Origin of the sequence: [Enterobacter] lignolyticus SCF1 (genome assembly GCF_000164865.1) — a bacterium.
Classification (GTDB): Bacteria; Pseudomonadota; Gammaproteobacteria; order Enterobacterales; family Enterobacteriaceae; genus Enterobacter_B; species Enterobacter_B lignolyticus.
This window is the reverse complement of the sequence record NC_014618.1, coordinates 4,614,365-4,635,313: the sequence shown is the minus strand read 5'-3', so window position 1 is coordinate 4,635,313 and position 20,949 is coordinate 4,614,365. Positions and strand designations below refer to the sequence as shown.

Below are 20,949 nucleotides of genomic sequence, written 5' to 3'. Positions count from 1 at the left end.
GAAACTCTCAGAACGCGGCTGGACTTCAGGGGTTAAATGAGATTCCGCCTTGTTTCTGTGGACTATTATTGTACAGAATGCTTGATAGGGATAATCGTTCATTGCTATGCTATCTATCGCCGCGAACTATCGTGGCGATGGAGGATGAATAATGAATATTCGTGATCTTGAATACCTGGTGGCGCTCGCCGAACACCGTCATTTTCGCCGTGCGGCGGATTCCTGTCACGTCAGCCAACCGACGCTGAGCGGCCAGATCCGCAAACTGGAAGATGAGCTTGGCGTGATGTTGCTGGAGCGCACCAGCCGTAAAGTGCTGTTCACCCAGGCAGGCCTTTTGCTGGTGGACCAGGCGCGGACCGTGCTGCGCGAGGTCAAAGTGCTCAAGGAAATGGCAAGCCAGCAGGGAGAGACCATGTCGGGTCCGCTGCACATCGGCTTGATCCCAACCGTTGGCCCCTACCTCTTGCCGCACATCATTCCACTGTTGCACCAGTCTTTCCCGAAACTGGAAATGTATCTGCACGAAGCGCAAACGCATCAGCTGCTGGCGCAGCTGGACAGCGGTAAGCTCGACTGCGCCATTCTGGCGCTGGTGAAGGAAAGTGAAGCGTTCATTGAGGTGCCGCTGTTTGATGAGCCGATGATGCTGGCTATCTACGAAGACCATCCGTGGGCGAACCGCGACCGGGTGCCGATGTCCGACCTGGCGGGTGAAAAACTGCTGATGCTGGAAGACGGCCACTGCCTGCGTGACCAGGCGATGGGCTTCTGCTTTGAAGCGGGGGCGGATGAAGATACCCATTTCCGCGCGACCAGCCTTGAAACGCTGCGCAATATGGTGGCGGCGGGTAGCGGAATTACGCTGCTGCCGGCGTTGGCGGTGCCGCCGGAGCGCAAGCGCGACGGCGTTATCTACCTGCCGTGCATCAAGCCGGAACCGCGGCGCACCGTTGGGCTGGTGTATCGCCCGGGTTCGCCGCTGCGCAGCCGCTATGAGCAGCTAGCGGAGGCCATCCGCGGTACAATGGATGGCCATTTTGACAGCCCGTTAAAACAGGCGGTTTAAGCCGTTTAACGCGGCCACACGGTAGGCTTCCGCCATCGTGGGGTAGTTGAAGGTGGTGTTAACGAAGTACTCAATGGTGTTACCACCACCTTTTTGCTCCATGATAGCCTGGCCGATGTGAATGATTTCGGCGGCGCGCTCGCCAAAGCAGTGGATGCCGAGGATCTCTTTTGTTTCCCGATGGAACAGGATCTTCAGCGTGCCCACGTTCATTCCGACGATCTGCGCCCGCGCCAGGTGTTTAAACTGCGCGCGACCCACCTCGTACGGCACCTTCATGGCTGTCAGCTGCTGCTCGGTTTTCCCCACGGAGCTGATTTCCGGAATGGTGTAAATCCCGGTCGGAATATCTTCAATCAGGTGAGCCGTCGCTTCGCCTTTGATCATTGCCTGCGCGGCGATACGACCCTGGTCATAGGCCGCCGAGGCCAGGCTCGGGTAGCCGATGACGTCGCCCACGGCATAAATATGCGGGATGGCCGTCTGGTACATGCTGTTCACTTTCAGCTGCCCGCGGCTGTCGGTCTGCAGACTGATGTTTTCCAGCGCCAGGCTATCGGTGTTGCCGGTACGGCCGTTGGCGTACAGCAGGCAGTCGGCCTTCAGCTTTTTGCCGGACTTGAGGTGCATGATCACGCCGTCGTCCATACCCTCAATCTTCTCGTACTCTTCGTTGTGGCGAATCACCACGCCGCTGTTCCAGAAGTGGTAGGAGAGCGAGTCTGACATTTCCTGATCGAGAAACGCCAGCAGGCGATCGCGGGTGTTGATCAGATCCACCTTGACCTCCATCCCACGGAAGATCGACGCATATTCACAGCCGATCACCCCGGCGCCGTAGATGATCACGTGGCGCGGTTCGTGGTGCAGGCTGAGGATAGAGTCGCTGTCGTAAATACGCGGATGGGTGAAATCGACATCGACCGGGTGGTAGGGGCGCGATCCGCAGGCGATGACGAACTTGTCGGCGGTCAGCGTTTCGACCGAGCCGTCGTGGCACTCCAGCGCGATGGTATGTTCATCCACGAAGCGCGCGTTACCCTGCAGAATGTCGCAGTGGTTGCGCTCGTAGAAACCCTGGCGCATGCGCGTTTGCTGGTTAATGACGCTGTCGGCGTGGTTCAGGATATCGGCGAAAGAGGAACGAAGAAGACGGGAGTGGTCGCTGTAGAGTGGGTTTTGGTTGAATTCAATAATACGGCTAACGGCGTGGCGGAGGGCTTTCGACGGGATAGTGCCCCAGTGGGTGCAACCGCCTCCGACGTTGTGGTAGCGCTCAATAACGGCTATCCGCGCTCCCTGTTTCACCAGCCCCATCGCAGCGCCTTCGCCGCCCGGGCCTGAACCGATCACAATTGCATCATAATCCCAGGAATGTGCCATGGTATTACTCACCTGTTCTTATACATAAAATAAACACAATGGTAACATTCACCCGCCTTTAACCCAATAATCATTGTGCGTTTTTGCTGCGGCACAGCACAAACCGCCCGTAAACAATCATTCACAATCCGGCGTAAACCCATTACTTTTAATCTCTGGTATAGTGCCAGACAAGGCATATGGAAGGATTCAGACATCGTGATGGGCGTAAGAGCGCAACAAAAAGAAAAGACCCGGCGTTCGCTGGTGGAAGCGGCATTCAGTCAGCTGAGCGCGGAACGCAGCTTTGCAAGCCTGAGTCTGCGCGAGGTAGCGCGCGAGGCGGGTATTGCGCCGACCTCCTTTTATCGCCATTTCCGCGATGTGGATGAGCTGGGGCTGACCATGGTGGACGAGAGCGGCCTGATGCTTCGTCAGCTGATGCGTCAGGCGCGTCAGCGTATCGCCAAAGGCGGCAGCGTTATTCGCACCTCGGTGTCTACCTTTATGGAGTTCATCGGCAACAATCCGAACGCCTTTCGTCTGCTGCTGCGGGAGCGTTCCGGAACGTCTGCGGCGTTTCGTGCCGCCGTCGCCCGCGAAATTCAGCATTTTATTGCGGAACTTGCCGACTATCTTGAAATCGAAAACCATATGCCGCGCGCTTTCACGGAAGCGCAAGCCGAAGCCATGGTTACCATTGTCTTCAGCGCAGGCGCAGAGGCGCTGGATATCGGCCCTGAACAGCGCCGGCAGCTGGAAGAACGGCTGGTGCTGCAGCTGCGGATGATCTCCAAAGGCGCCTATTACTGGTACCGCCGTGAACAAGAGAAAATGACACATCACTCCGAGTAAGGTGAAGGACGAGCAATGAAACAGTCAGGTCAAGATAGAGGTACGCTGTTGCTGGCGCTTATCGCTGGTTTAACCATTAATGGCACGTTTGCGGCACTGTTCAGCTCGATTGTGCCATTCTCCGTTTTCCCCATTATCGCGCTGGTGTTGACGGTGTACTGTCTGCATCAACGCTACCAGAACCGCACGATGCCGGTAGGTTTACCGGGGCTTGCCGCGGCATGCTTTATCCTCGGCATTCTGCTCTACAGCACCGTGGTGCGGGCGGAATACCCGGATATCGGCTCCAACTTCTTCCCGGCGGTGCTGTCCGTGGCGATGGTGTTCTGGATTGCGTACCGCATGCGTAACCGGAAAAACGAGATGCCGGAGTAATACCGGTTCAGAGACGAGACAGGCTGCCGGGCAGCCTGTTTTGCTATCTGCGCCGCCAGAAGCGCCGCTGTTGTTCAAGCCTCTGCCAGACAGGCATTACGCCTGCCCATCCTGATTCCGCCTGCGTCAGGCTTGCGCCAATCATCCAGCCCATCGCCCGCTGTGTGGCCATATCCGCCGCCCGGGAGAGCGCGGTTTCCGTAAACAGGGTTTTCAGGGTCGCCGCATCGTTGAGATCGCCAAAGACGGTTTGCAGCTTTTTCAGGGTGTCGAGAAAGGGCGCTGTGCGTTTGACGGGATACAGGGAGGCGAAAACCTCGGCGGGATAGCGCAGCTTCTTGAGATCTTTGCGCAGCTCGTGGCGCTCTTCCCGGGTCAGCGACGCGAGCCGGTCGGCGTGGAGGAGGACCTTTTGCCAGCGTTTGTCCAGCGCGTACCTCGCAAGCTCCCTGACCGGCATCGCCAGCCGCCGGGTTTGCCCGATGTCGAACGGGTCAAGCCAGCCGCGCTGTTCAATGAAGCGGTCAACGTCGGCGAGAAAGTGCGGGACGCGCTCGTCGACCAGTATCTGGCGCAGATGCTCGCGCTGTTCGTGCGCCAGCGCCTGCAGACGTTCGGCAAGCGCCTGAAAACAAGGTTCTTCGGGATGCCGCTGGCGCTCCCGCGCCACCAGGTCGCCGGCGATGACGTCAAGATCCCTGAGGCTTCCGACCTCCTGACCGAGCCAGCGCGCTTCATCGCCGAGGCGCTGCATTTCCCGGCATCGTAGTACAGGGCGAAAAACGGAAAAAACGCTGCGCAGGCGGCGCAGGCCGATGCGCAGCTGGTGCGGCCCTTCGGGATCGTCGCTCTGGAGCACAACGGAAATATTCGCGGCGATCTGGGCAAGGCATTCACGCAGTACGTCGCGTGCCGCCCGCTCTGCGCTCTGGTCTGCGCGGAGCGCGACGTCTTTTGCATTGCGGGGTGTTAGCGCCAGCCCGGTCAGGGTTGCCGTCGTGTCGTCGGTGGGGGCAGGTAGCTCAGTGGCATGGAGGTGACGCTTTTGCTTCATGGTGCCGGGTCCGTAACAAGTCACCTCCAATTATCGCTCATGGCGGCGGATTCGGTATCCGCGCGCCTGCTTTTTTTACCCTTTGCGCGTGAGCAGCACGCCGCACTCCATGTGATGCGTGTACGGGAACTGATCGAACAGCGCGAGGCGTTCAACCCTGTGCGTCTGGCTCAGCGTTTCGAGGTTTTTGCACAGCGTTTCCGGGTTGCAGGAGATGTACAGGATACGCGGGTAGGCCTGCACCATTTTTTCCGTTTCGCCGTCCAGCCCGCTGCGTGGCGGGTCGACGAAAATCGTCTCGCACTGGTAGCTTTGCAAATCGATGCCCTGCAGGCGGTTGAACTGCCGTACGCCGTTCATCGCCTGGGTGAACTCTTCTGCCGACATGCGAATAATTTGCACGTTATCAATATGGTTCGCCGCGATGTTGTACTGCGCGGAGGCCACCGACGGCTTGGCGATTTCGGTCGCCAGCACGCGGGTAAAGTTACGCGCCAGCGCCAGGGAAAAGTTGCCGTTACCGCAGTACAGCTCCAGCAGGTCGCCCGTGGCGCCCGTGGTGACGTCCTGCGCCCACTCCAGCATCTGAATATTCATGGCGGCATTCGGCTGGGTGAAGCTGTTTTCCACCTGGCGATAGATCATTTCGCGCCCACCGACCGGCAGCCGCTCGTCGATGTAGTCCCGATCGAGAGCGATTTTGGTCTTCGTCGCGCGGCCAATCAGCTGGACGTTGAGGTTTGCGGCCCGCAGCGCATCGCGCAGGCGCGTGGCGGCGGACTGCCATTCGTCGCCCAGCGCTTTGTGATAGAGCAGGGAGACAATCGCCTGATTGCTCATCGTGGTGAGATAATCCACCTGAAACAGCTTGTGACGCAGCACCGGCTCGTCTTTGACCCCGGCAATCACCGCCTTCATCAGCACGTTAATCAGCTGGCTGGCGGCCGGAAAGCTGTCGACGCGGATGCGCTGTTTGGTCGCCTGGTCGAAGATGATGTGGTAAAGGTCGTCGCCCTCGTGCCAGAGACGAAATTCCGCACGCATGCGGTAGTGGCTGACCGGTGAGCGGAACACCTCAGGAACGGGCGCGGCAAAAGGCGTCATCATGCTTTGCAGGCGGACGACTTTTTCCGCCAGCTGCGCTTCGTACTGCTCTGTCGGGAGGTGTTCGGGGGTCATGATGCTTCCTGAGTGATAAAGAATTACGCGGGGATTGTAGGGATTGTTCAGGGGATGTCCAGACTTTATGAGCAATAGCTGTCTGGACATCTATACGTGTCTAATTGTAGCATTCTGTTTCCGGTCTCCCAGGAGTGAAAAGGGAATCCAGTGCAAATCTGGAGCTGACGCGCAGCGGTAAAGACTGGCGGGATGATAAGTTGCAGACACTGCTTTGGAAGAGTGGGAAGTCTTCATCCATAACACGCCACCCAGCCCGAAGACCTGCCGGATTACGTCGCAATGGATTTTCATCATCGCGTGCTACTGATGAAACCGGCGGCATCCTTCTTATATTGTGGATGCTTTTACAATGATTAAAAAAGCTTCGCTGCTGACGGCGCTCTCCGTCACAGCGTTTTCTGGCTGGGCGCAGGACAGCGGCTCAGACACGATGGTAGTAACGGCAAATCGCGTTGAACAACCCATCAATACCGTCCTGGCCCCCGTGAGCGTGGTGACGCGTCAGGATATCGATCGCTGGCAGTCAACCTCCGTGGTTGACGTGATGCGTCGGTTACCGGGGGTCGATGTGGCGCAGTACGGCGGTCTCGGGCAGCAGTCATCCCTGTTCATCCGCGGTACTAACTCCAGCCATGTGCTGATTCTGGTCAACGGCATTCGCCTGAACCAGGCGGGCGTAAGCGGATCTTCCGATTTAAGCCAGTTCCCGATTTCTCTGGTGCAGCGTATCGAATACATCCGTGGGCCGCGCTCAGCGGTGTATGGCTCTGACGCGATTGGCGGCGTCGTCAATATTATTACGACCCGCGATCGGGACGGCACGACGTTAAACGCGGGCATCGGGACATACGGCTATCAGAGCTACGGCGGCAGCACGCAGCAGACGCTGGGCGGCAATACGCGCGTGACCGTGGCCGGGGATTACACCTACACCAAAGGGTTTGACGTGGTGGCGGAAGGGAATACCGGCGGGGTCGCCCAGCCGGATCGCGACGGCTTCATGAGCAAAACGCTGTATGGCTCCATTGAGCATGATTTTTCCGAACAGTGGGGCGCGTTTGTGCGCGGCTACGGCTACGACAACCGTACGGCGTACGATGGCAGCGTCTTTACGCCGGGCGTTCTGGTGGATACCCGTCAGCTGTACAGCCAGACCTGGGATGCGGGCCTGCGCTATAACAACGATATTTTCCATTCGCAGCTGACCTCCAGCTATAGCCATAGCAAAGATTACAACTATGACCCGAACCTGGGGCGCTACGACTCCACGGCGACGCTCGATGACGTCAAACAGTACAACCTGCAGTGGGCGAACTCGGTAGAGGTTGGCCACGGCAACATCGGCGCGGGCGTGGACTGGCAGAAGCAGAGCACGGAGCCTGGCACGAGCTATGTGACCGACGCCTATGATATCCGTAATACCGGCCTGTACATGACGGCGCTGCAAAAGCTGGGGGATTTCACCCTGGAGGGCGCAGCCCGCAGCGATGACAACTCGCAGTTCGGCCAGCACGGTACGTGGCAGAGCAGCGCCGCCTGGGAGTTTATCGACGGCTACCGTTTTGTCGCCTCCTATGGCACGGCCTTTAAAGCGCCGAACCTGGGGCAGCTGTACGGCTTCTACGGCAACGAGAATCTGAAGCCGGAGGAGAGCAAGCAGTGGGAAGGCGCGTTTGAGGGGCTGACGGCGGGCGTGACCTGGCGTGTGTCGGGTTATCGTAACGACATCGATAATCTGATCGACTACAATACCGACCTGCAGAAGTACTACAACGTCGGTCAGGCGCGCATTAAAGGTATTGAAGCCACCGCGTCGTTTGATACCGGCCCGCTGACGCATAATATTGGCTATGATTATGTCGATGCGCGCGATGCGAAGACGAACGAACTGCTCGATCGCCGGGCGAAGCAGCAGGTGAAATACCAGCTCGACTGGCAGGTGTATGACTTCGACTGGAGCATGACTTACCACTACCTGGGCACGCGCTATGATACGGATTACAGTACTTATCCGAGCCAAAAGGTAAAAATGGGCGGCGTCAGCCTGTGGGATGTGGCGGTGTCATATCCGATCACCTCTCACCTGACAGTTCGTGGTAAAATCGCCAACCTGTTCGATAAAGACTACGAGACAGTTTATGGCTATCACACTGCAGGACGAGAATACAACTTGTCGGGCAGCTATACCTTCTGATCCACGTCCCACCGTGCTGGTGTTTGACTCCGGCGTCGGTGGGCTGTCGGTTTATGATGAGATCCGGCATCTCTTGCCGGATCTGCATTACATCTACGCTTTCGATAACGTCGCGTTTCCGTACGGCGAAAAAAGCGAGTCGTTCATCGTTGAACGCGTCGTTGAGATCGTCACCGCCGTTCAGGCGCGCTACCCGCTGGCGCTGGCGGTAATCGCCTGCAATACCGCAAGTACCGTCTCCCTTCCCGCGCTGCGCGAAAAGTTCGCCTTCCCGGTCGTGGGCGTTGTTCCGGCGATTAAACCGGCCGCTCGGCTGACTGCCAACGGCATTGTCGGCCTGCTGGCGACTCGCGGCACGGTAAAGCGTCCTTATACCCGCGAGCTTATCGATCGCTTTGCCAATGAGTGTCGGATAGAAATGCTGGGGTCGGCGGAGCTGGTGGAGCTGGCGGAAGCGAAGCTGCACGGCGAGCCGGTCCCGCTGGAAGAGCTGCGCCGCATTCTTCGCCCCTGGCTGCGAATGCCGGAGCCGCCGGATACCGTTGTGCTGGGCTGCACCCACTTTCCGCTATTACAGGAAGAGTTGCTCGCGGTATTGCCGGAAGGTACGCGGCTGGTGGATTCCGGCGCGGCGATTGCGCGTCGTACGGCCTGGCTGCTGGAGCATGAGGCGCCAGATGCTAAATCTGCGGATGCCAATATCGCTTTCTGTATGGCACTGACGGCGGAAACTGAACAACTTTTCCCCGTTTTACGTCGCTACGGGTTTGAAACGCTCGAAAAACTGACGGTTTAGGGGCGTTTTGAGCAAAAAAGAGACGGTTGAAAAGTTTTTTGAAAACAGGGCTTGTCAACGTCTCAGAACTCCCTATAATGCGCCTCCACTGACACGGAACAACGGCATACAGGCCGCCGGGTCAGCGGGGTTCTCCGGTGAAAGCCAGCGGGAACGCCGCAGAGAAAAGCAAAAATAAATGCTTGACTCTGAAGCGGGAAAGCGTAATATGCACACCCCGCGCCGCAGCGAAAAACAGTGCGGCACTGCTCTTTAACAATTTATCAGACAATCTGTGTGGGCACTCAAAGTGACATGGATTCTTAATGTCCTCGGACACTAAATGAATACCAAGTCTCTGGAGTGAACACGTAATTCATTACGAAGTTTAATTCTAAGAGCATCAAACTTTTAAATTGAAGAGTTTGATCATGGCTCAGATTGAACGCTGGCGGCAGGCCTAACACATGCAAGTCGAGCGGTAGCACAGAGAGCTTGCTCTCGGGTGACGAGCGGCGGACGGGTGAGTAATGTCTGGGAAACTGCCTGATGGAGGGGGATAACTACTGGAAACGGTAGCTAATACCGCATAACGTCGCAAGACCAAAGTGGGGGACCTTCGGGCCTCATGCCATCAGATGTGCCCAGATGGGATTAGCTAGTAGGTGGGGTAACGGCTCACCTAGGCGACGATCCCTAGCTGGTCTGAGAGGATGACCAGCCACACTGGAACTGAGACACGGTCCAGACTCCTACGGGAGGCAGCAGTGGGGAATATTGCACAATGGGCGCAAGCCTGATGCAGCCATGCCGCGTGTATGAAGAAGGCCTTCGGGTTGTAAAGTACTTTCAGCGAGGAGGAAGGCATTGTGGTTAATAACCACAGTGATTGACGTTACTCGCAGAAGAAGCACCGGCTAACTCCGTGCCAGCAGCCGCGGTAATACGGAGGGTGCAAGCGTTAATCGGAATTACTGGGCGTAAAGCGCACGCAGGCGGTCTGTCAAGTCGGATGTGAAATCCCCGGGCTCAACCTGGGAACTGCATTCGAAACTGGCAGGCTTGAGTCTCGTAGAGGGGGGTAGAATTCCAGGTGTAGCGGTGAAATGCGTAGAGATCTGGAGGAATACCGGTGGCGAAGGCGGCCCCCTGGACGAAGACTGACGCTCAGGTGCGAAAGCGTGGGGAGCAAACAGGATTAGATACCCTGGTAGTCCACGCCGTAAACGATGTCTATTTGGAGGTTGTTCCCTTGAGGAGTGGCTTCCGGAGCTAACGCGTTAAATAGACCGCCTGGGGAGTACGGCCGCAAGGTTAAAACTCAAATGAATTGACGGGGGCCCGCACAAGCGGTGGAGCATGTGGTTTAATTCGATGCAACGCGAAGAACCTTACCTGGTCTTGACATCCACGGAATTCGGCAGAGATGCCTTAGTGCCTTCGGGAACCGTGAGACAGGTGCTGCATGGCTGTCGTCAGCTCGTGTTGTGAAATGTTGGGTTAAGTCCCGCAACGAGCGCAACCCTTATCCTTTGTTGCCAGCGGTTAGGCCGGGAACTCAAAGGAGACTGCCAGTGATAAACTGGAGGAAGGTGGGGATGACGTCAAGTCATCATGGCCCTTACGACCAGGGCTACACACGTGCTACAATGGCATATACAAAGAGAAGCGACCTCGCGAGAGCAAGCGGACCTCATAAAGTATGTCGTAGTCCGGATTGGAGTCTGCAACTCGACTCCATGAAGTCGGAATCGCTAGTAATCGTGAATCAGAATGTCACGGTGAATACGTTCCCGGGCCTTGTACACACCGCCCGTCACACCATGGGAGTGGGTTGCAAAAGAAGTAGGTAGCTTAACCTTCGGGAGGGCGCTTACCACTTTGTGATTCATGACTGGGGTGAAGTCGTAACAAGGTAACCGTAGGGGAACCTGCGGTTGGATCACCTCCTTACCTTAAAGAACCTGCCTTTGTAGTGTCCACACAGATTGTCTGATGAAAAATGAGCAGTAAAAAATCTCTGCAGGCTTGTAGCTCAGGTGGTTAGAGCGCACCCCTGATAAGGGTGAGGTCGGTGGTTCAAGTCCACTCAGGCCTACCAAATTTGCGATGCAAATTTGATGAGGTTTTAACTACGATGGGGCTATAGCTCAGCTGGGAGAGCGCCTGCTTTGCACGCAGGAGGTCTGCGGTTCGATCCCGCATAGCTCCACCATCTTTACTGCGACACAAGAAAACTTCAGAGTGAACCTGAAAAGGTGCACTGCGAAGTTTTGCTCTTTAAAAATCTGGATCAAGCTGAAAATTGAAACGACACATCTTTAATGGTGTGTTCGAGTCTCTCAAATTTTCGCAATTTGATGATGAATCGAAAGAAACATCTTCGGGTTGTGAGGTTAAGCGACTAAGCGTACACGGTGGATGCCCTGGCAGTCAGAGGCGATGAAGGACGTGCTAATCTGCGAAAAGCGCCGGCGAGGTGATATGAACCTTTGACCCGGCGATGTCCGAATGGGGAAACCCAGTGTGATCCGTCACACTATCATTAACTGAATCCATAGGTTAATGAGGCGAACCGGGGGAACTGAAACATCTAAGTACCCCGAGGAAAAGAAATCAACCGAGATTCCCCCAGTAGCGGCGAGCGAACGGGGAGGAGCCCAGAGTCTGAATCAGCGCGTGTGTTAGTGGAACGGTCTGGAAAGTCCGGCGATACAGGGTGACAGCCCCGTACACGAAAATGCACACGTTGTGAACTCGAAGAGTAGGGCGGGACACGTGGTATCCTGTCTGAATATGGGGGGACCATCCTCCAAGGCTAAATACTCCTGACTGACCGATAGTGAACCAGTACCGTGAGGGAAAGGCGAAAAGAACCCCGGCGAGGGGAGTGAAAAAGAACCTGAAACCGTGTACGTACAAGCAGTGGGAGCCTCTTAATGGGGTGACTGCGTACCTTTTGTATAATGGGTCAGCGACTTATATTCTGTAGCAAGGTTAACCGAATAGGGGAGCCGAAGGGAAACCGAGTCTTAACTGGGCGTTAAGTTGCAGGGTATAGACCCGAAACCCGGTGATCTAGCCATGGGCAGGTTGAAGGTTGGGTAACACTAACTGGAGGACCGAACCGACTAATGTTGAAAAATTAGCGGATGACTTGTGGCTGGGGGTGAAAGGCCAATCAAACCGGGAGATAGCTGGTTCTCCCCGAAAGCTATTTAGGTAGCGCCTCGTGAATTCATCTTCGGGGGTAGAGCACTGTTTCGGCTAGGGGGTCATCCCGACTTACCAACCCGATGCAAACTGCGAATACCGAAGAATGTTATCACGGGAGACACACGGCGGGTGCTAACGTCCGTCGTGAAGAGGGAAACAACCCAGACCGCCAGCTAAGGTCCCAAAGTCATGGTTAAGTGGGAAACGATGTGGGAAGGCACAGACAGCCAGGATGTTGGCTTAGAAGCAGCCATCATTTAAAGAAAGCGTAATAGCTCACTGGTCGAGTCGGCCTGCGCGGAAGATGTAACGGGGCTAAACCATGCACCGAAGCTGCGGCAGCGACACTATGTGTTGTTGGGTAGGGGAGCGTTCTGTAAGCCGTTGAAGGTGTGCTGTGAGGCATGCTGGAGGTATCAGAAGTGCGAATGCTGACATAAGTAACGATAAAGCGGGTGAAAAGCCCGCTCGCCGGAAGACCAAGGGTTCCTGTCCAACGTTAATCGGGGCAGGGTGAGTCGACCCCTAAGGCGAGGCCGAAAGGCGTAGTCGATGGGAAACAGGTTAATATTCCTGTACTTGGTGTTACTGCGAAGGGGGGACGGAGAAGGCTATGTCATCCGGGCGACGGTCGTCCCGGTTTAAGCGTGTAGGTGTGTGTTCCAGGCAAATCCGGAGCACTTCAACACTGAGGCGTGATGACGAGGCACTACGGTGCTGAAGTGACAGATGCCCTGCTTCCAGGAAAAGCCTCTAAGCATCAGGTAACACGAAATCGTACCCCAAACCGACACAGGTGGTCAGGTAGAGAATACCAAGGCGCTTGAGAGAACTCGGGTGAAGGAACTAGGCAAAATGGTGCCGTAACTTCGGGAGAAGGCACGCTGATATGTAGGTGAAGCCCCTGCGGGTGGAGCTGAAATCAGTCGAAGATACCAGCTGGCTGCAACTGTTTATTAAAAACACAGCACTGTGCAAACACGAAAGTGGACGTATACGGTGTGACGCCTGCCCGGTGCCGGAAGGTTAATTGATGGGGTTATCCGTAAGGAGAAGCTCTTGATCGAAGCCCCGGTAAACGGCGGCCGTAACTATAACGGTCCTAAGGTAGCGAAATTCCTTGTCGGGTAAGTTCCGACCTGCACGAATGGCGTAATGATGGCCAGGCTGTCTCCACCCGAGACTCAGTGAAATTGAACTCGCTGTGAAGATGCAGTGTACCCGCGGCAAGACGGAAAGACCCCGTGAACCTTTACTATAGCTTGACACTGAACATTGAGCCTTGATGTGTAGGATAGGTGGGAGGCTTTGAAGTGTGGACGCCAGTCTGCATGGAGCCAACCTTGAAATACCACCCTTTAATGTTTGATGTTCTAACGTGGACCCGTGATCCGGGTTGCGGACAGTGTCTGGTGGGTAGTTTGACTGGGGCGGTCTCCTCCCAAAGAGTAACGGAGGAGCACGAAGGTTGGCTAATCCTGGTCGGACATCAGGAGGTTAGTGCAATGGCATAAGCCAGCTTGACTGCGAGCGTGACGGCGCGAGCAGGTGCGAAAGCAGGTCATAGTGATCCGGTGGTTCTGAATGGAAGGGCCATCGCTCAACGGATAAAAGGTACTCCGGGGATAACAGGCTGATACCGCCCAAGAGTTCATATCGACGGCGGTGTTTGGCACCTCGATGTCGGCTCATCACATCCTGGGGCTGAAGTAGGTCCCAAGGGTATGGCTGTTCGCCATTTAAAGTGGTACGCGAGCTGGGTTTAGAACGTCGTGAGACAGTTCGGTCCCTATCTGCCGTGGGCGCTGGAGAATTGAGGGGGGCTGCTCCTAGTACGAGAGGACCGGAGTGGACGCATCACTGGTGTTCGGGTTGTCATGCCAATGGCATTGCCCGGTAGCTAAATGCGGAAGAGATAAGTGCTGAAAGCATCTAAGCACGAAACTTGCCCCGAGATGAGTTCTCCCTGAGACTTTAAGTCTCCTGAAGGAACGTTGAAGACGACGACGTTGATAGGCCGGGTGTGTAAGCGCAGCGATGCGTTGAGCTAACCGGTACTAATGAACCGTGAGGCTTAACCTTACAACGCCGAAGATGTTTTGGCGGATTTGAGATGATTTTCAGCCTGATACAGATAACAGAATTTGCCTGGCGGCAACAGCGCGGTGGTCCCACCTGACCCCATGCCGAACTCAGAAGTGAAACGCCGTAGCGCCGATGGTAGTGTGGGGTCTCCCCATGTGAGAGTAGGGAACTGCCAGGCATCAATTAAAGAATGCGACCACAATAGCGTTGTGGGCGGTTCGACAGTTAAGCAGTAAACCGGGGTGACAACCGGTAGCAGTAAAACAGTTTCGGTGGAGCGGTAGTTCAGTCGGTTAGAATACCTGCCTGTCACGCAGGGGGTCGCGGGTTCGAGTCCCGTCCGTTCCGCCACCCTATTTAGGGGCGTAGTTCAATTGGTAGAGCACCGGTCTCCAAAACCGGGTGTTGGGGGTTCGAGTCCCTCCGCCCCTGCCAGAAATCATCCTTAGCGAAAGCTAAGGATTTTTTTTATCTGTTGTTTCCCCTCCGATTGCCCCCTTTTTGCACTATCGGGCATCCATGCCCGCCATGCTATGCGAAAATACTGGTCTTCAGGATCTCGCGAATCTGCGTCTGTTTGTCGCTATTTTGCAGCCAAATGGCATATAACGGACGCGAAAGCGTGCTGCTGTCAGAAACCGTATGAATCCCTTCCTGCGTTCTGGCCCAGCTCACCGGCAGCCAGGAGCATCCCTCTAACGCGGACAGCTGCTGCTTAGCCAGTACGGCAGAGCTGGTCGTCAGCATCGGCACATCATCTGCAGCCAGCAGCTCCGTTTCATGCTGCTGAAAGTCAGGCCCCCACTCCAGACGCAGGTAGTTCAGGTCCGCCTTCAGGCTCGATGGCGAAGCGCAGTAGAGCGCCAGGGTAAAATGACCCAGCAGCAGGCTGCTGAATTCGTCCATTTTGGGCGCTTCGGTCGTGATCAGGAGATCCAGCTGCCGTTCGTGCAGCTGCTTTACCAGCGACTGGCGCTGCGCAATGCGCGCCTCGAACTGCATCGTGGTATGGGCCTGATACAGCTGCCCAAGCCAGCTATTGAGCATACACTCCCAAAGTGAGGCGCTGGCGCCTATTGAAAACTCGTTATGCTGCGAGGTCTGCGACACCTCTTTACGGGCCGCCTGCCAGGTATTCATCAGGGTTTCGGCATAGGGCAGGAGCTTTTCCCCGGCGGCAGTCAGGCGGATATTATTGCGATGGCGGGTGAATAAGTTCACGCCAAGCTGGTTTTCAAGCTGACGAATACGAAAGCTGACGGCTGATTGCGTCAGATACAGGGCTTCCGCAGCGCGCCCGAAGTGCCGCGTTCGACTGACTTCGAGAAAAGTTTTTAACAATTCCGTATCCACTGCCTTCTCCACAAAATTATTTGTCGTATTGATTTAAATGTTTTGTTTTACACTCTGTCAAGCGTAACTAATACTCCGCGCCATAAATAGCTCGGCCAAAGAATTAGGAGCGTGTAGGATGGCGGAAAGCTTTACGACGACTAATCGTTTTTTCGACAATAAAAATTATCCGCGCGGGTTCTCTCGTCATGGTGACTTCACCATCAAAGAGGCACAACTTTTAGAGCGTCATGGTTATGCTTTCAATGAGCTGGATCTGGGCAAGCGCGACCCTGCAACCGAAGATGAAAAACAGTTTGTTGCAGTGTGCCGCGGTGAGCGTGAGCCAGTAACGGAAGCGGAACGCGTGTGGATCAAATACATGGCGCGCATCAAGCGTCCGAAGCGTTTCCATACCCTGTCAGGCGGCAAGCCGCAGATGGAAGGCGCTGAGGACTACACCGAAAGCGACGATTAATAGAAAAGGGGCTGCGGCCCCTTTTTTACACCAGCCGTTTTTGCAGATGAATTAACAGCCTCTCAATGGCCCGGTAGCTCAGGGCTTCCTGCAAATGCTCCCGTCCGATATGCTCCGCCTGCGCAAGGTCCGCAATGGTGCGCGACACTTTGAGCAGCCGCTGCCATCCCCGAATGGATAATCCCAGTTTCACCAGTACCTGTTCCAGCCATACGCTGTCTTCGTCACGCAGCCGGCAGCAGCGTTTAATTCCGGCGCTATCCAGCGCGGCATTAAGTTTATGCTGTCGGCGGTGCTGGCAGGCCTGCGCGGCAAGAACGCGGGCTTTTACGGCGGCGCTATCTTCACTCCTGACCGGCGGCTGGCTCAACAGCCCCGGCGGCGGCAGCGGGATCTCCAGCGATAAATCAAACCGGTCGAGAAACGGCCCCGACAAACGCGCCAGATAGCGCAGCGTTTGCTCCGGCGTGCAGCGGTTATGGTTCCCCTGATAGTGTCCCGTCGGGCTGGGATTCATCGCGGCGATGAGCTGAAAGCGGGCCGGGTAGGTTATCTTTGCCCGCGTGCGCGAGATATGAATCTGGCCGGATTCAATCGGCTCTCTTAACGCATCCAGCACCCGTCGCTCAAATTCGGGGAGCTCATCGAGAAATAAGATGCCGTTATGCGCCAGCGAGATCTCCCCAGGGGCAGGAATTGCTCCTCCGCCGACCATGGCGACCAGCGACGCGCTGTGGTGTGGCGAACGAAACGGCCTTCTGCGCCATTGTTTCTCGATATGGACGGTATGAACCAGACTTTGTATTGCCGCGCTTTCCAGCGCCTCCTGATTGCTCAGAGGCGGTAAGATCCCGGCAAGGCGGCTTGCCAGCATCGTCTTCCCCGTTCCGGGAGGGCCGATAAGCAAAAGATTGTGCCCGCCCGCGGCGGTTATCTCCAGCGCGCGCTTTCCCTGCTCCTGACCGATAACGTCGCTGAGATCGGCGCATTCCGCCTCTGCCGGATGCGGCGGCGGCTCGGGCTGGCGAAGAGGCTGTTTCCCTTCGAGAAAGCCGCATACCTCCTGAAGATGTCCGGCAATAAAGCAGTCGGCACCGCCGATAAGCCCCACCTCCGACGCGTTGTCTTCGGCGAGGATTATCTGTCTGCCGGCGTTGATGGCTTCCATGGCGCTGGATATGGCGCCTGTAACACCGCGCAGGGCCCCTGTAAGCGCCAGTTCGCCAACCAGCTCATACTGGCTTAGCTTTGCGGCGTTAAGCTGCTCTGACGCCGTCAGAAGCGCAATAGCGATAGGTAAATCATATCGCCCTCCCTCTTTCGGCAGATCGGCGGGGGCAAGGTTAATGGTTATCTTCTTCGCCGGAAATTCGTAGCCGCTGGTGAGAATCGCGCTGCGTACCCGATCCCTTGCTTCTTTCACAGTGGTTTCCGGCAGCCCCACCATGGTTAACCCCGGCAGCCCGTTGCTGATATGAACCTCTACGGTAATGAGCGGCGCATGAACGCCGAGCGCGGCGCGCGTATAAACAATAGCCAGTGACATAGTCCCCCCTTACCGGGCAGAGTATGGCGCGAGCGTGAGAATATTTGACCTGTTAATGGTGGGTTTTACGTGGCGTATTCCGCTATTTTTCGTTGTTTTCACCGCAATACGCTAAAAATGGAAGCTCGATAGACGATTTGTATGGCGGTCGCTTTTGCTATGATGGGTGAATTTTTTTCATTTTCCATATTTCTGATAAAAAACAACTATTTTTAGCAATGCCGTTAACCCGATCGGCAATAGCGTCATAAAAAAATGTTGTGTTTATTGTGATGTCTGTGGTAACTCTTTAGGTATTCCTTCGAACAAGATGCAAAAAGAACTGAAAATGACAGCCCTTCTACGAGTGATTAGCCTGGTCGTGATTAGCGTGGTGGTGATTATTATCCCACCGTGCGGGGCTGCACTTGGACGAGGAAAGGCTTAGAAAACAAGCCTTAACGAACTAAGACCCCCGCACCGAAAGGTCCGGGGGTTTTTTTATGACCTAAAAACATCAATGAGGAGCAGACGATGCGATGCAGCACAAAATTCTGTTTCTCCCGATTGGCGGCGGGGAACTGACTATGAATGGGGCACAGTGGGTGGTACATGCGTTGCGGGCGCAGGGAGTCGAGACGGTATTCGGCTATCCGGGCGGCGCGATTATGCCGATTTACGATGCGTTGTATGACGGCGGCGTGGAACACCTGCTATGTCGGCACGAGCAGGGCGCTGCGATGGCGGCGATCGGCTATGCCCGCGCCACGGGGAAAACCGGCGTATGCATGGCGACGTCCGGACCGGGCGCCACCAACCTGATCACCGGCCTTGCCGATGCGCTGCTCGATTCCGTTCCGGTTGTCGCGATCACCGGCCAGGTAGCCTCGCCGTTCATCGGTACCGACGCTTTCCAGGAAGTGGACGTTCTCGGTTTGTCGCTGGCCTGCACCAAGCACAGCTTTCTGGTGCAGTCGCTGGAGGAGCTGCCCCGCGTGATGGCGGAGGCGTTCCAGGTGGCGAACTCAGGCCGCCCTGGCCCGGTACTGGTTGATATACCGAAAGATATCCAGGTCGCTGTCGGCGAGCTGGAGCCGCACTTCTCCACCGTTGAAAGCGCTGATGTTTTCCCGCATGACGATGTACAAGAGGCTCGCCAGATGCTGGCGCAGGCGCACAAGCCGATGCTGTATGTCGGTGGCGGCGTGGGCATGGCGCAGGCGGTGCCTGCGCTGCGCGAATTTATCGCGGTAACGCAAATGCCGGCTACCTGCACGCTGAAGGGGCTGGGGGCCGTCGAGGCGGACTACCCGTATTATCTGGGCATGCTGGGTATGCACGGCACGAAAGCGGCGAACCTGGCGGTGCAGGAGTGCGATTTGCTCATTGCCGTCGGCGCCCGTTTTGACGACCGCGTAACCGGCAAGCTGAACACCTTCGCGCCCAATGCCAGCGTTATCCATATGGATATCGACCCGGCCGAGCTGAACAAACTGCGTCAGGCGCATGTCGCGCTGCAGGGCGATTTGAATGCGCTGCTGCCAGCGCTGCAGCAGCCGCTGGCCGTTGATGAATGGCGCCAGCATACGGCGGCAATGCGCGCTGAGCATGCCTGGCGCTACGATCACCCGGGCGACGCTATCTATGCGCCGCTGCTGTTAAAGCAGCTGTCGGACCGTAAACCGGCGGACAGCGTCGTCACTACCGACGTCGGCCAGCATCAGATGTGGTCGGCCCAGCACATGACATGGAACCGTCCGGAAAACTTTATTACCTCCAGCGGATTGGGCACCATGGGCTTCGGCCTGCCTGCGGCGGTCGGCGCGCAGGTGGCGCGTCCGAACGATACCGTGATCTGCATCTCCGGTGACGGTTCGTTCATGATGAACGTCCAGGAGCTGGGCACCGTCAAACGAAAACAGCTGCCGTTGAAAATCGTCTTACTGGATAACCAGCGATTAGGGATGGTGCGCCAGTGGCAGCAGCTGTTTTTCCAGGAACGCTATAGCGAAACCACCCTGACCGATAACCCCGATTTCCTCACGCTGGCCAGCGCCTTTGGCATCCCGGGCCAGCACATCACCCGTAAAGACCAGGTTGAAGCGGCACTCGACGCAATGTTGTCCAGCGAAGGGCCGTACCTGCTTCATGTCTCAATCGATGAGCTTGAGAACGTCTGGCCGTTGGTGCCGCCTGGCGCCAGTAATGCACAAATGCTGGAGAAATTATCATGATGCAACATCAGGTCGCCGTACAGGCGCGCTTCAACCCGGAAACCTTAGAACGCGTCCTGCGCGTGGTCCGCCACCGCGGTTTTCAGATTTGCTCCATGAATATGGAGACCGCCGCCGATGCGCAGAACATAAATATTGAATTGACCGTTGCCAGTCCTCGCCCAGTCGAATTACTGTTTAGCCAGTTATGCAAACTGGTCGACGTCGCCCGGGTTGATATCCAGCAGCGCGCCACATCATCGCAATCACAACAAATCCGCGCCTGAGCGCAAAAGGAAGAAAAATGACGACGAAAAAAGCTGATTACATCTGGTTCAATGGTGAGATGGTTCGCTGGGAGGACGCCAAGGTCCACGTGATGTCCCACGCGCTGCATTACGGTACCTCGGTCTTTGAAGGTATCCGCTGCTACGACTCACACAAAGGGCCAGTGGTGTTCCGCCATCGCGAGCACATACAGCGTCTGCGTGATTCAGCCAAAATCTATCGTTTCCCGGTCTCTCAGAGCGTTGATGAACTGATGGAAGCCTGCCGCGAAGTGATTCGCAAAAACAACCTGACCAGCGCCTATATTCGTCCGCTGGTCTTCGTCGGCGATGTCGGTATGGGCGTGAACCCGCCTGCGGGATATACCACCGATGTGATCATCGCCGCCTTCCCGTGGGGCGCGTATCTGGGCGCGGAAGCGCTGGATCAGGGCATTGATGCGATGGTGTCCTCCTGGAACCGCGCGGCGCCGAACACCATCCCGACGGCGGCAAAAGCGGGCGGTAACTATCTTTCTTCTCTGCTGGTCGGCAGCGAAGCGCGCCGTCACGGCTATCAGGAAGGTATCGCGCTGGACGTGAACGGCTATCTTTCTGAAGGCGCAGGCGAAAACCTGTTTGAGGTGAAAGACGGCATCCTGTTCACGCCGCCGTTTACCTCCTCCGCGCTGCCGGGCATTACCCGCGACGCCATTATTAAGCTGGCGAAAGACCTCGGCATCGAGGTGCGCGAGCAGGTGCTGTCCCGCGAGTCCCTGTACCTGGCGGATGAAGTGTTTATGTCCGGCACCGCAGCGGAAATTACCCCGGTGCGCAGCGTTGACGGCATCCAGGTGGGCGAAGGCCGCTGCGGTCCGCTCACGAAACGTATTCAGCAAGCCTTCTTCGGCCTCTTCACCGGCGAAACCGAAGACAAATGGGGTTGGTTGGACCAGGTTAATCACTAA

At 56.4% G+C, this 20,949-nt stretch carries 15 protein-coding genes, 4 tRNA genes, 3 rRNA genes and 1 riboswitch; of the genes, 17 read left to right on the top strand and 5 right to left on the bottom strand.

What is annotated here, in order from left to right; translation table 11 throughout:
• Positions 1 to 151: 151 nt before the first annotated feature.
• Entirely contained in the window at positions 152 to 1,069 is a 918-nt protein-coding gene (gene oxyR, locus ENTCL_RS21500) for a DNA-binding transcriptional regulator OxyR (protein WP_013368223.1), read from the top strand.
• Here oxyR and sthA read toward each other — a convergent pair.
• Positions 1,052 to 2,452, bottom strand: coding sequence for a Si-specific NAD(P)(+) transhydrogenase (sthA, locus tag ENTCL_RS21495; protein WP_013368222.1), 1,401 nt, complete (start codon positions 2,450 to 2,452; stop codon positions 1,052 to 1,054). The two genes, oxyR and sthA, sit on opposite strands and share 18 nt — an antisense overlap.
• A 198-nt stretch (positions 2,453 to 2,650) precedes the next feature.
• Between sthA and fabR the strand changes: the two genes are divergently transcribed.
• Entirely contained in the window at positions 2,651 to 3,286 is a 636-nt protein-coding gene (gene fabR, locus ENTCL_RS21490) for an HTH-type transcriptional repressor FabR (protein WP_013368221.1), read from the top strand.
• 15 nt (positions 3,287 to 3,301) lie between these two features.
• Positions 3,302 to 3,661, top strand: coding sequence for a YijD family membrane protein (locus ENTCL_RS21485; RefSeq protein WP_013368220.1), 360 nt, complete (start codon positions 3,302 to 3,304; stop codon positions 3,659 to 3,661).
• A gap of 43 nt (positions 3,662 to 3,704) precedes the next feature.
• On the opposite strand, the gene ENTCL_RS21480 is transcribed toward ENTCL_RS21485, so the two are convergent.
• Both ENTCL_RS21480 and trmA read right to left on the bottom strand, forming a co-directional pair.
• Entirely contained in the window at positions 3,705 to 4,715 is a 1,011-nt protein-coding gene (locus ENTCL_RS21480; RefSeq protein ID WP_013368219.1) for a CHAD domain-containing protein, read from the bottom strand.
• 75 nt (positions 4,716 to 4,790) lie between these two features.
• Entirely contained in the window at positions 4,791 to 5,894 is a 1,104-nt protein-coding gene (gene trmA, locus ENTCL_RS21475; protein WP_013368218.1) for a tRNA (uridine(54)-C5)-methyltransferase TrmA, read from the bottom strand.
• Positions 5,895 to 5,998: 104 nt separating this feature from the next.
• Positions 5,999 to 6,180: riboswitch (cobalamin riboswitch) on the top strand.
• Between the two features lie 66 nt (positions 6,181 to 6,246).
• Between trmA and btuB the strand changes: the two genes are divergently transcribed.
• From btuB to ENTCL_RS21430, 9 genes are all read left to right on the top strand, one after another.
• Positions 6,247 to 8,091: a TonB-dependent vitamin B12 receptor BtuB gene (btuB, locus tag ENTCL_RS21470; protein ID WP_013368217.1), complete on the top strand. Its 1,845-nt coding sequence runs from the start codon at positions 6,247 to 6,249 to the stop codon at positions 8,089 to 8,091.
• Complete coding sequence (gene murI, locus ENTCL_RS21465) at positions 8,036 to 8,887, top strand: glutamate racemase (RefSeq protein ID WP_013368216.1); 852 nt, start codon at positions 8,036 to 8,038, stop codon at positions 8,885 to 8,887. Before btuB ends, murI begins: the two co-directional genes overlap by 56 nt.
• Positions 8,888 to 9,279: 392 nt before the next feature.
• Positions 9,280 to 10,819 (top strand): 16S ribosomal RNA (locus ENTCL_RS21460).
• 71 nt (positions 10,820 to 10,890) lie between these two features.
• A tRNA-Ile gene (locus tag ENTCL_RS21455) sits at positions 10,891 to 10,967 on the top strand.
• 38 nt (positions 10,968 to 11,005) lie between these two features.
• Positions 11,006 to 11,081, top strand: a tRNA-Ala gene (locus ENTCL_RS21450).
• A gap of 179 nt (positions 11,082 to 11,260) precedes the next feature.
• Positions 11,261 to 14,164: ribosomal RNA gene (locus ENTCL_RS21445) — 23S ribosomal RNA — on the top strand.
• Between the two features lie 65 nt (positions 14,165 to 14,229).
• Positions 14,230 to 14,345: ribosomal RNA gene (gene rrf / locus ENTCL_RS21440) — 5S ribosomal RNA — on the top strand.
• The 16S, 23S and 5S rRNA genes sit together here with 4 tRNA genes alongside, the layout of an rRNA operon.
• 96 nt (positions 14,346 to 14,441) lie before the next feature.
• Positions 14,442 to 14,518, top strand: a tRNA-Asp gene (locus ENTCL_RS21435).
• Positions 14,519 to 14,526: 8 nt separating this feature from the next.
• Positions 14,527 to 14,602, top strand: a tRNA-Trp gene (locus ENTCL_RS21430).
• A 96-nt stretch (positions 14,603 to 14,698) separates the two neighbouring features.
• Here ENTCL_RS21430 and hdfR read toward each other — a convergent pair.
• On the bottom strand, positions 14,699 to 15,532 hold the full coding sequence (gene hdfR, locus ENTCL_RS21425) for an HTH-type transcriptional regulator HdfR (RefSeq protein WP_162098844.1): 834 nt from the start codon (positions 15,530 to 15,532) through the stop codon (positions 14,699 to 14,701).
• Positions 15,533 to 15,638: 106 nt separating this feature from the next.
• Here hdfR and ENTCL_RS21420 point away from each other — a divergent pair, with 106 nt between their 5' ends.
• On the top strand, positions 15,639 to 15,977 hold the full coding sequence (locus tag ENTCL_RS21420) for a MaoP family protein (protein WP_013368214.1): 339 nt from the start codon (positions 15,639 to 15,641) through the stop codon (positions 15,975 to 15,977).
• A 25-nt stretch (positions 15,978 to 16,002) separates the two neighbouring features.
• Here ENTCL_RS21420 and ENTCL_RS21415 read toward each other — a convergent pair whose 3' ends face one another.
• On the bottom strand, positions 16,003 to 17,523 hold the full coding sequence (locus tag ENTCL_RS21415) for a YifB family Mg chelatase-like AAA ATPase (RefSeq protein ID WP_013368213.1): 1,521 nt from the start codon (positions 17,521 to 17,523) through the stop codon (positions 16,003 to 16,005).
• A 328-nt stretch (positions 17,524 to 17,851) separates the two neighbouring features.
• On the opposite strand from ENTCL_RS21415, the gene ilvL reads away from it, so the two are divergent.
• The 4 genes from ilvL to ilvE all read left to right on the top strand — a co-directional run bounded on the left by ilvL (position 17,852) and on the right by ilvE (position 20,949).
• Complete coding sequence (ilvL, locus tag ENTCL_RS23320; protein WP_001311244.1) at positions 17,852 to 17,950, top strand: ilv operon leader peptide; 99 nt, start codon at positions 17,852 to 17,854, stop codon at positions 17,948 to 17,950.
• A gap of 139 nt (positions 17,951 to 18,089) precedes the next feature.
• Positions 18,090 to 19,736 carry an acetolactate synthase 2 catalytic subunit gene (gene ilvG / locus ENTCL_RS21410; protein WP_013368212.1) on the top strand — a complete coding sequence of 549 codons (1,647 nt, stop codon included), beginning with the start codon at positions 18,090 to 18,092 and terminating at the stop codon, positions 19,734 to 19,736.
• A complete protein-coding gene (ilvM, locus tag ENTCL_RS21405; protein ID WP_013368211.1) occupies positions 19,733 to 20,002 on the top strand; it encodes an acetolactate synthase 2 small subunit in 270 nt (89 codons plus the stop codon). Before ilvG ends, ilvM begins: the two co-directional genes overlap by 4 nt.
• A 17-nt stretch (positions 20,003 to 20,019) precedes the next feature.
• Positions 20,020 to 20,949, top strand: coding sequence for a branched-chain-amino-acid transaminase (ilvE, locus tag ENTCL_RS21400; RefSeq protein ID WP_013368210.1), 930 nt, complete (start codon positions 20,020 to 20,022; stop codon positions 20,947 to 20,949).

Excerpts from the sequence above, each read along its gene's own strand:
- ilvL (WP_001311244.1), top strand. The coding sequence starts at position 17,852 with ATGACAGCCCTTCTACGAGTGATTAGCCTGGTCGTGATTAGCGTGGTG.
- ENTCL_RS21420 (WP_013368214.1), top strand. The coding sequence starts at position 15,639 with ATGGCGGAAAGCTTTACGACGACTAATCGTTTTTTCGACAATAAAAAT.
- ilvG (WP_013368212.1), top strand. The coding sequence starts at position 18,090 with ATGAATGGGGCACAGTGGGTGGTACATGCGTTGCGGGCGCAGGGAGTC.
- trmA (WP_013368218.1), bottom strand. The coding sequence starts at position 5,894 with ATGACCCCCGAACACCTCCCGACAGAGCAGTACGAAGCGCAGCTGGCG.
- btuB (WP_013368217.1), top strand. The coding sequence starts at position 6,247 with ATGATTAAAAAAGCTTCGCTGCTGACGGCGCTCTCCGTCACAGCGTTT.
- ilvM (WP_013368211.1), top strand. The coding sequence starts at position 19,733 with ATGATGCAACATCAGGTCGCCGTACAGGCGCGCTTCAACCCGGAAACC.
- ilvE (WP_013368210.1), top strand. The coding sequence starts at position 20,020 with ATGACGACGAAAAAAGCTGATTACATCTGGTTCAATGGTGAGATGGTT.
- ENTCL_RS21485 (WP_013368220.1), top strand. The coding sequence starts at position 3,302 with ATGAAACAGTCAGGTCAAGATAGAGGTACGCTGTTGCTGGCGCTTATC.
- ENTCL_RS21415 (WP_013368213.1), bottom strand. The coding sequence starts at position 17,523 with ATGTCACTGGCTATTGTTTATACGCGCGCCGCGCTCGGCGTTCATGCG.
- ENTCL_RS21480 (WP_013368219.1), bottom strand. The coding sequence starts at position 4,715 with ATGAAGCAAAAGCGTCACCTCCATGCCACTGAGCTACCTGCCCCCACC.
- oxyR (WP_013368223.1), top strand. The coding sequence starts at position 152 with ATGAATATTCGTGATCTTGAATACCTGGTGGCGCTCGCCGAACACCGT.
- murI (WP_013368216.1), top strand. The coding sequence starts at position 8,036 with ATGGCTATCACACTGCAGGACGAGAATACAACTTGTCGGGCAGCTATA.
- sthA (WP_013368222.1), bottom strand. The coding sequence starts at position 2,452 with ATGGCACATTCCTGGGATTATGATGCAATTGTGATCGGTTCAGGCCCG.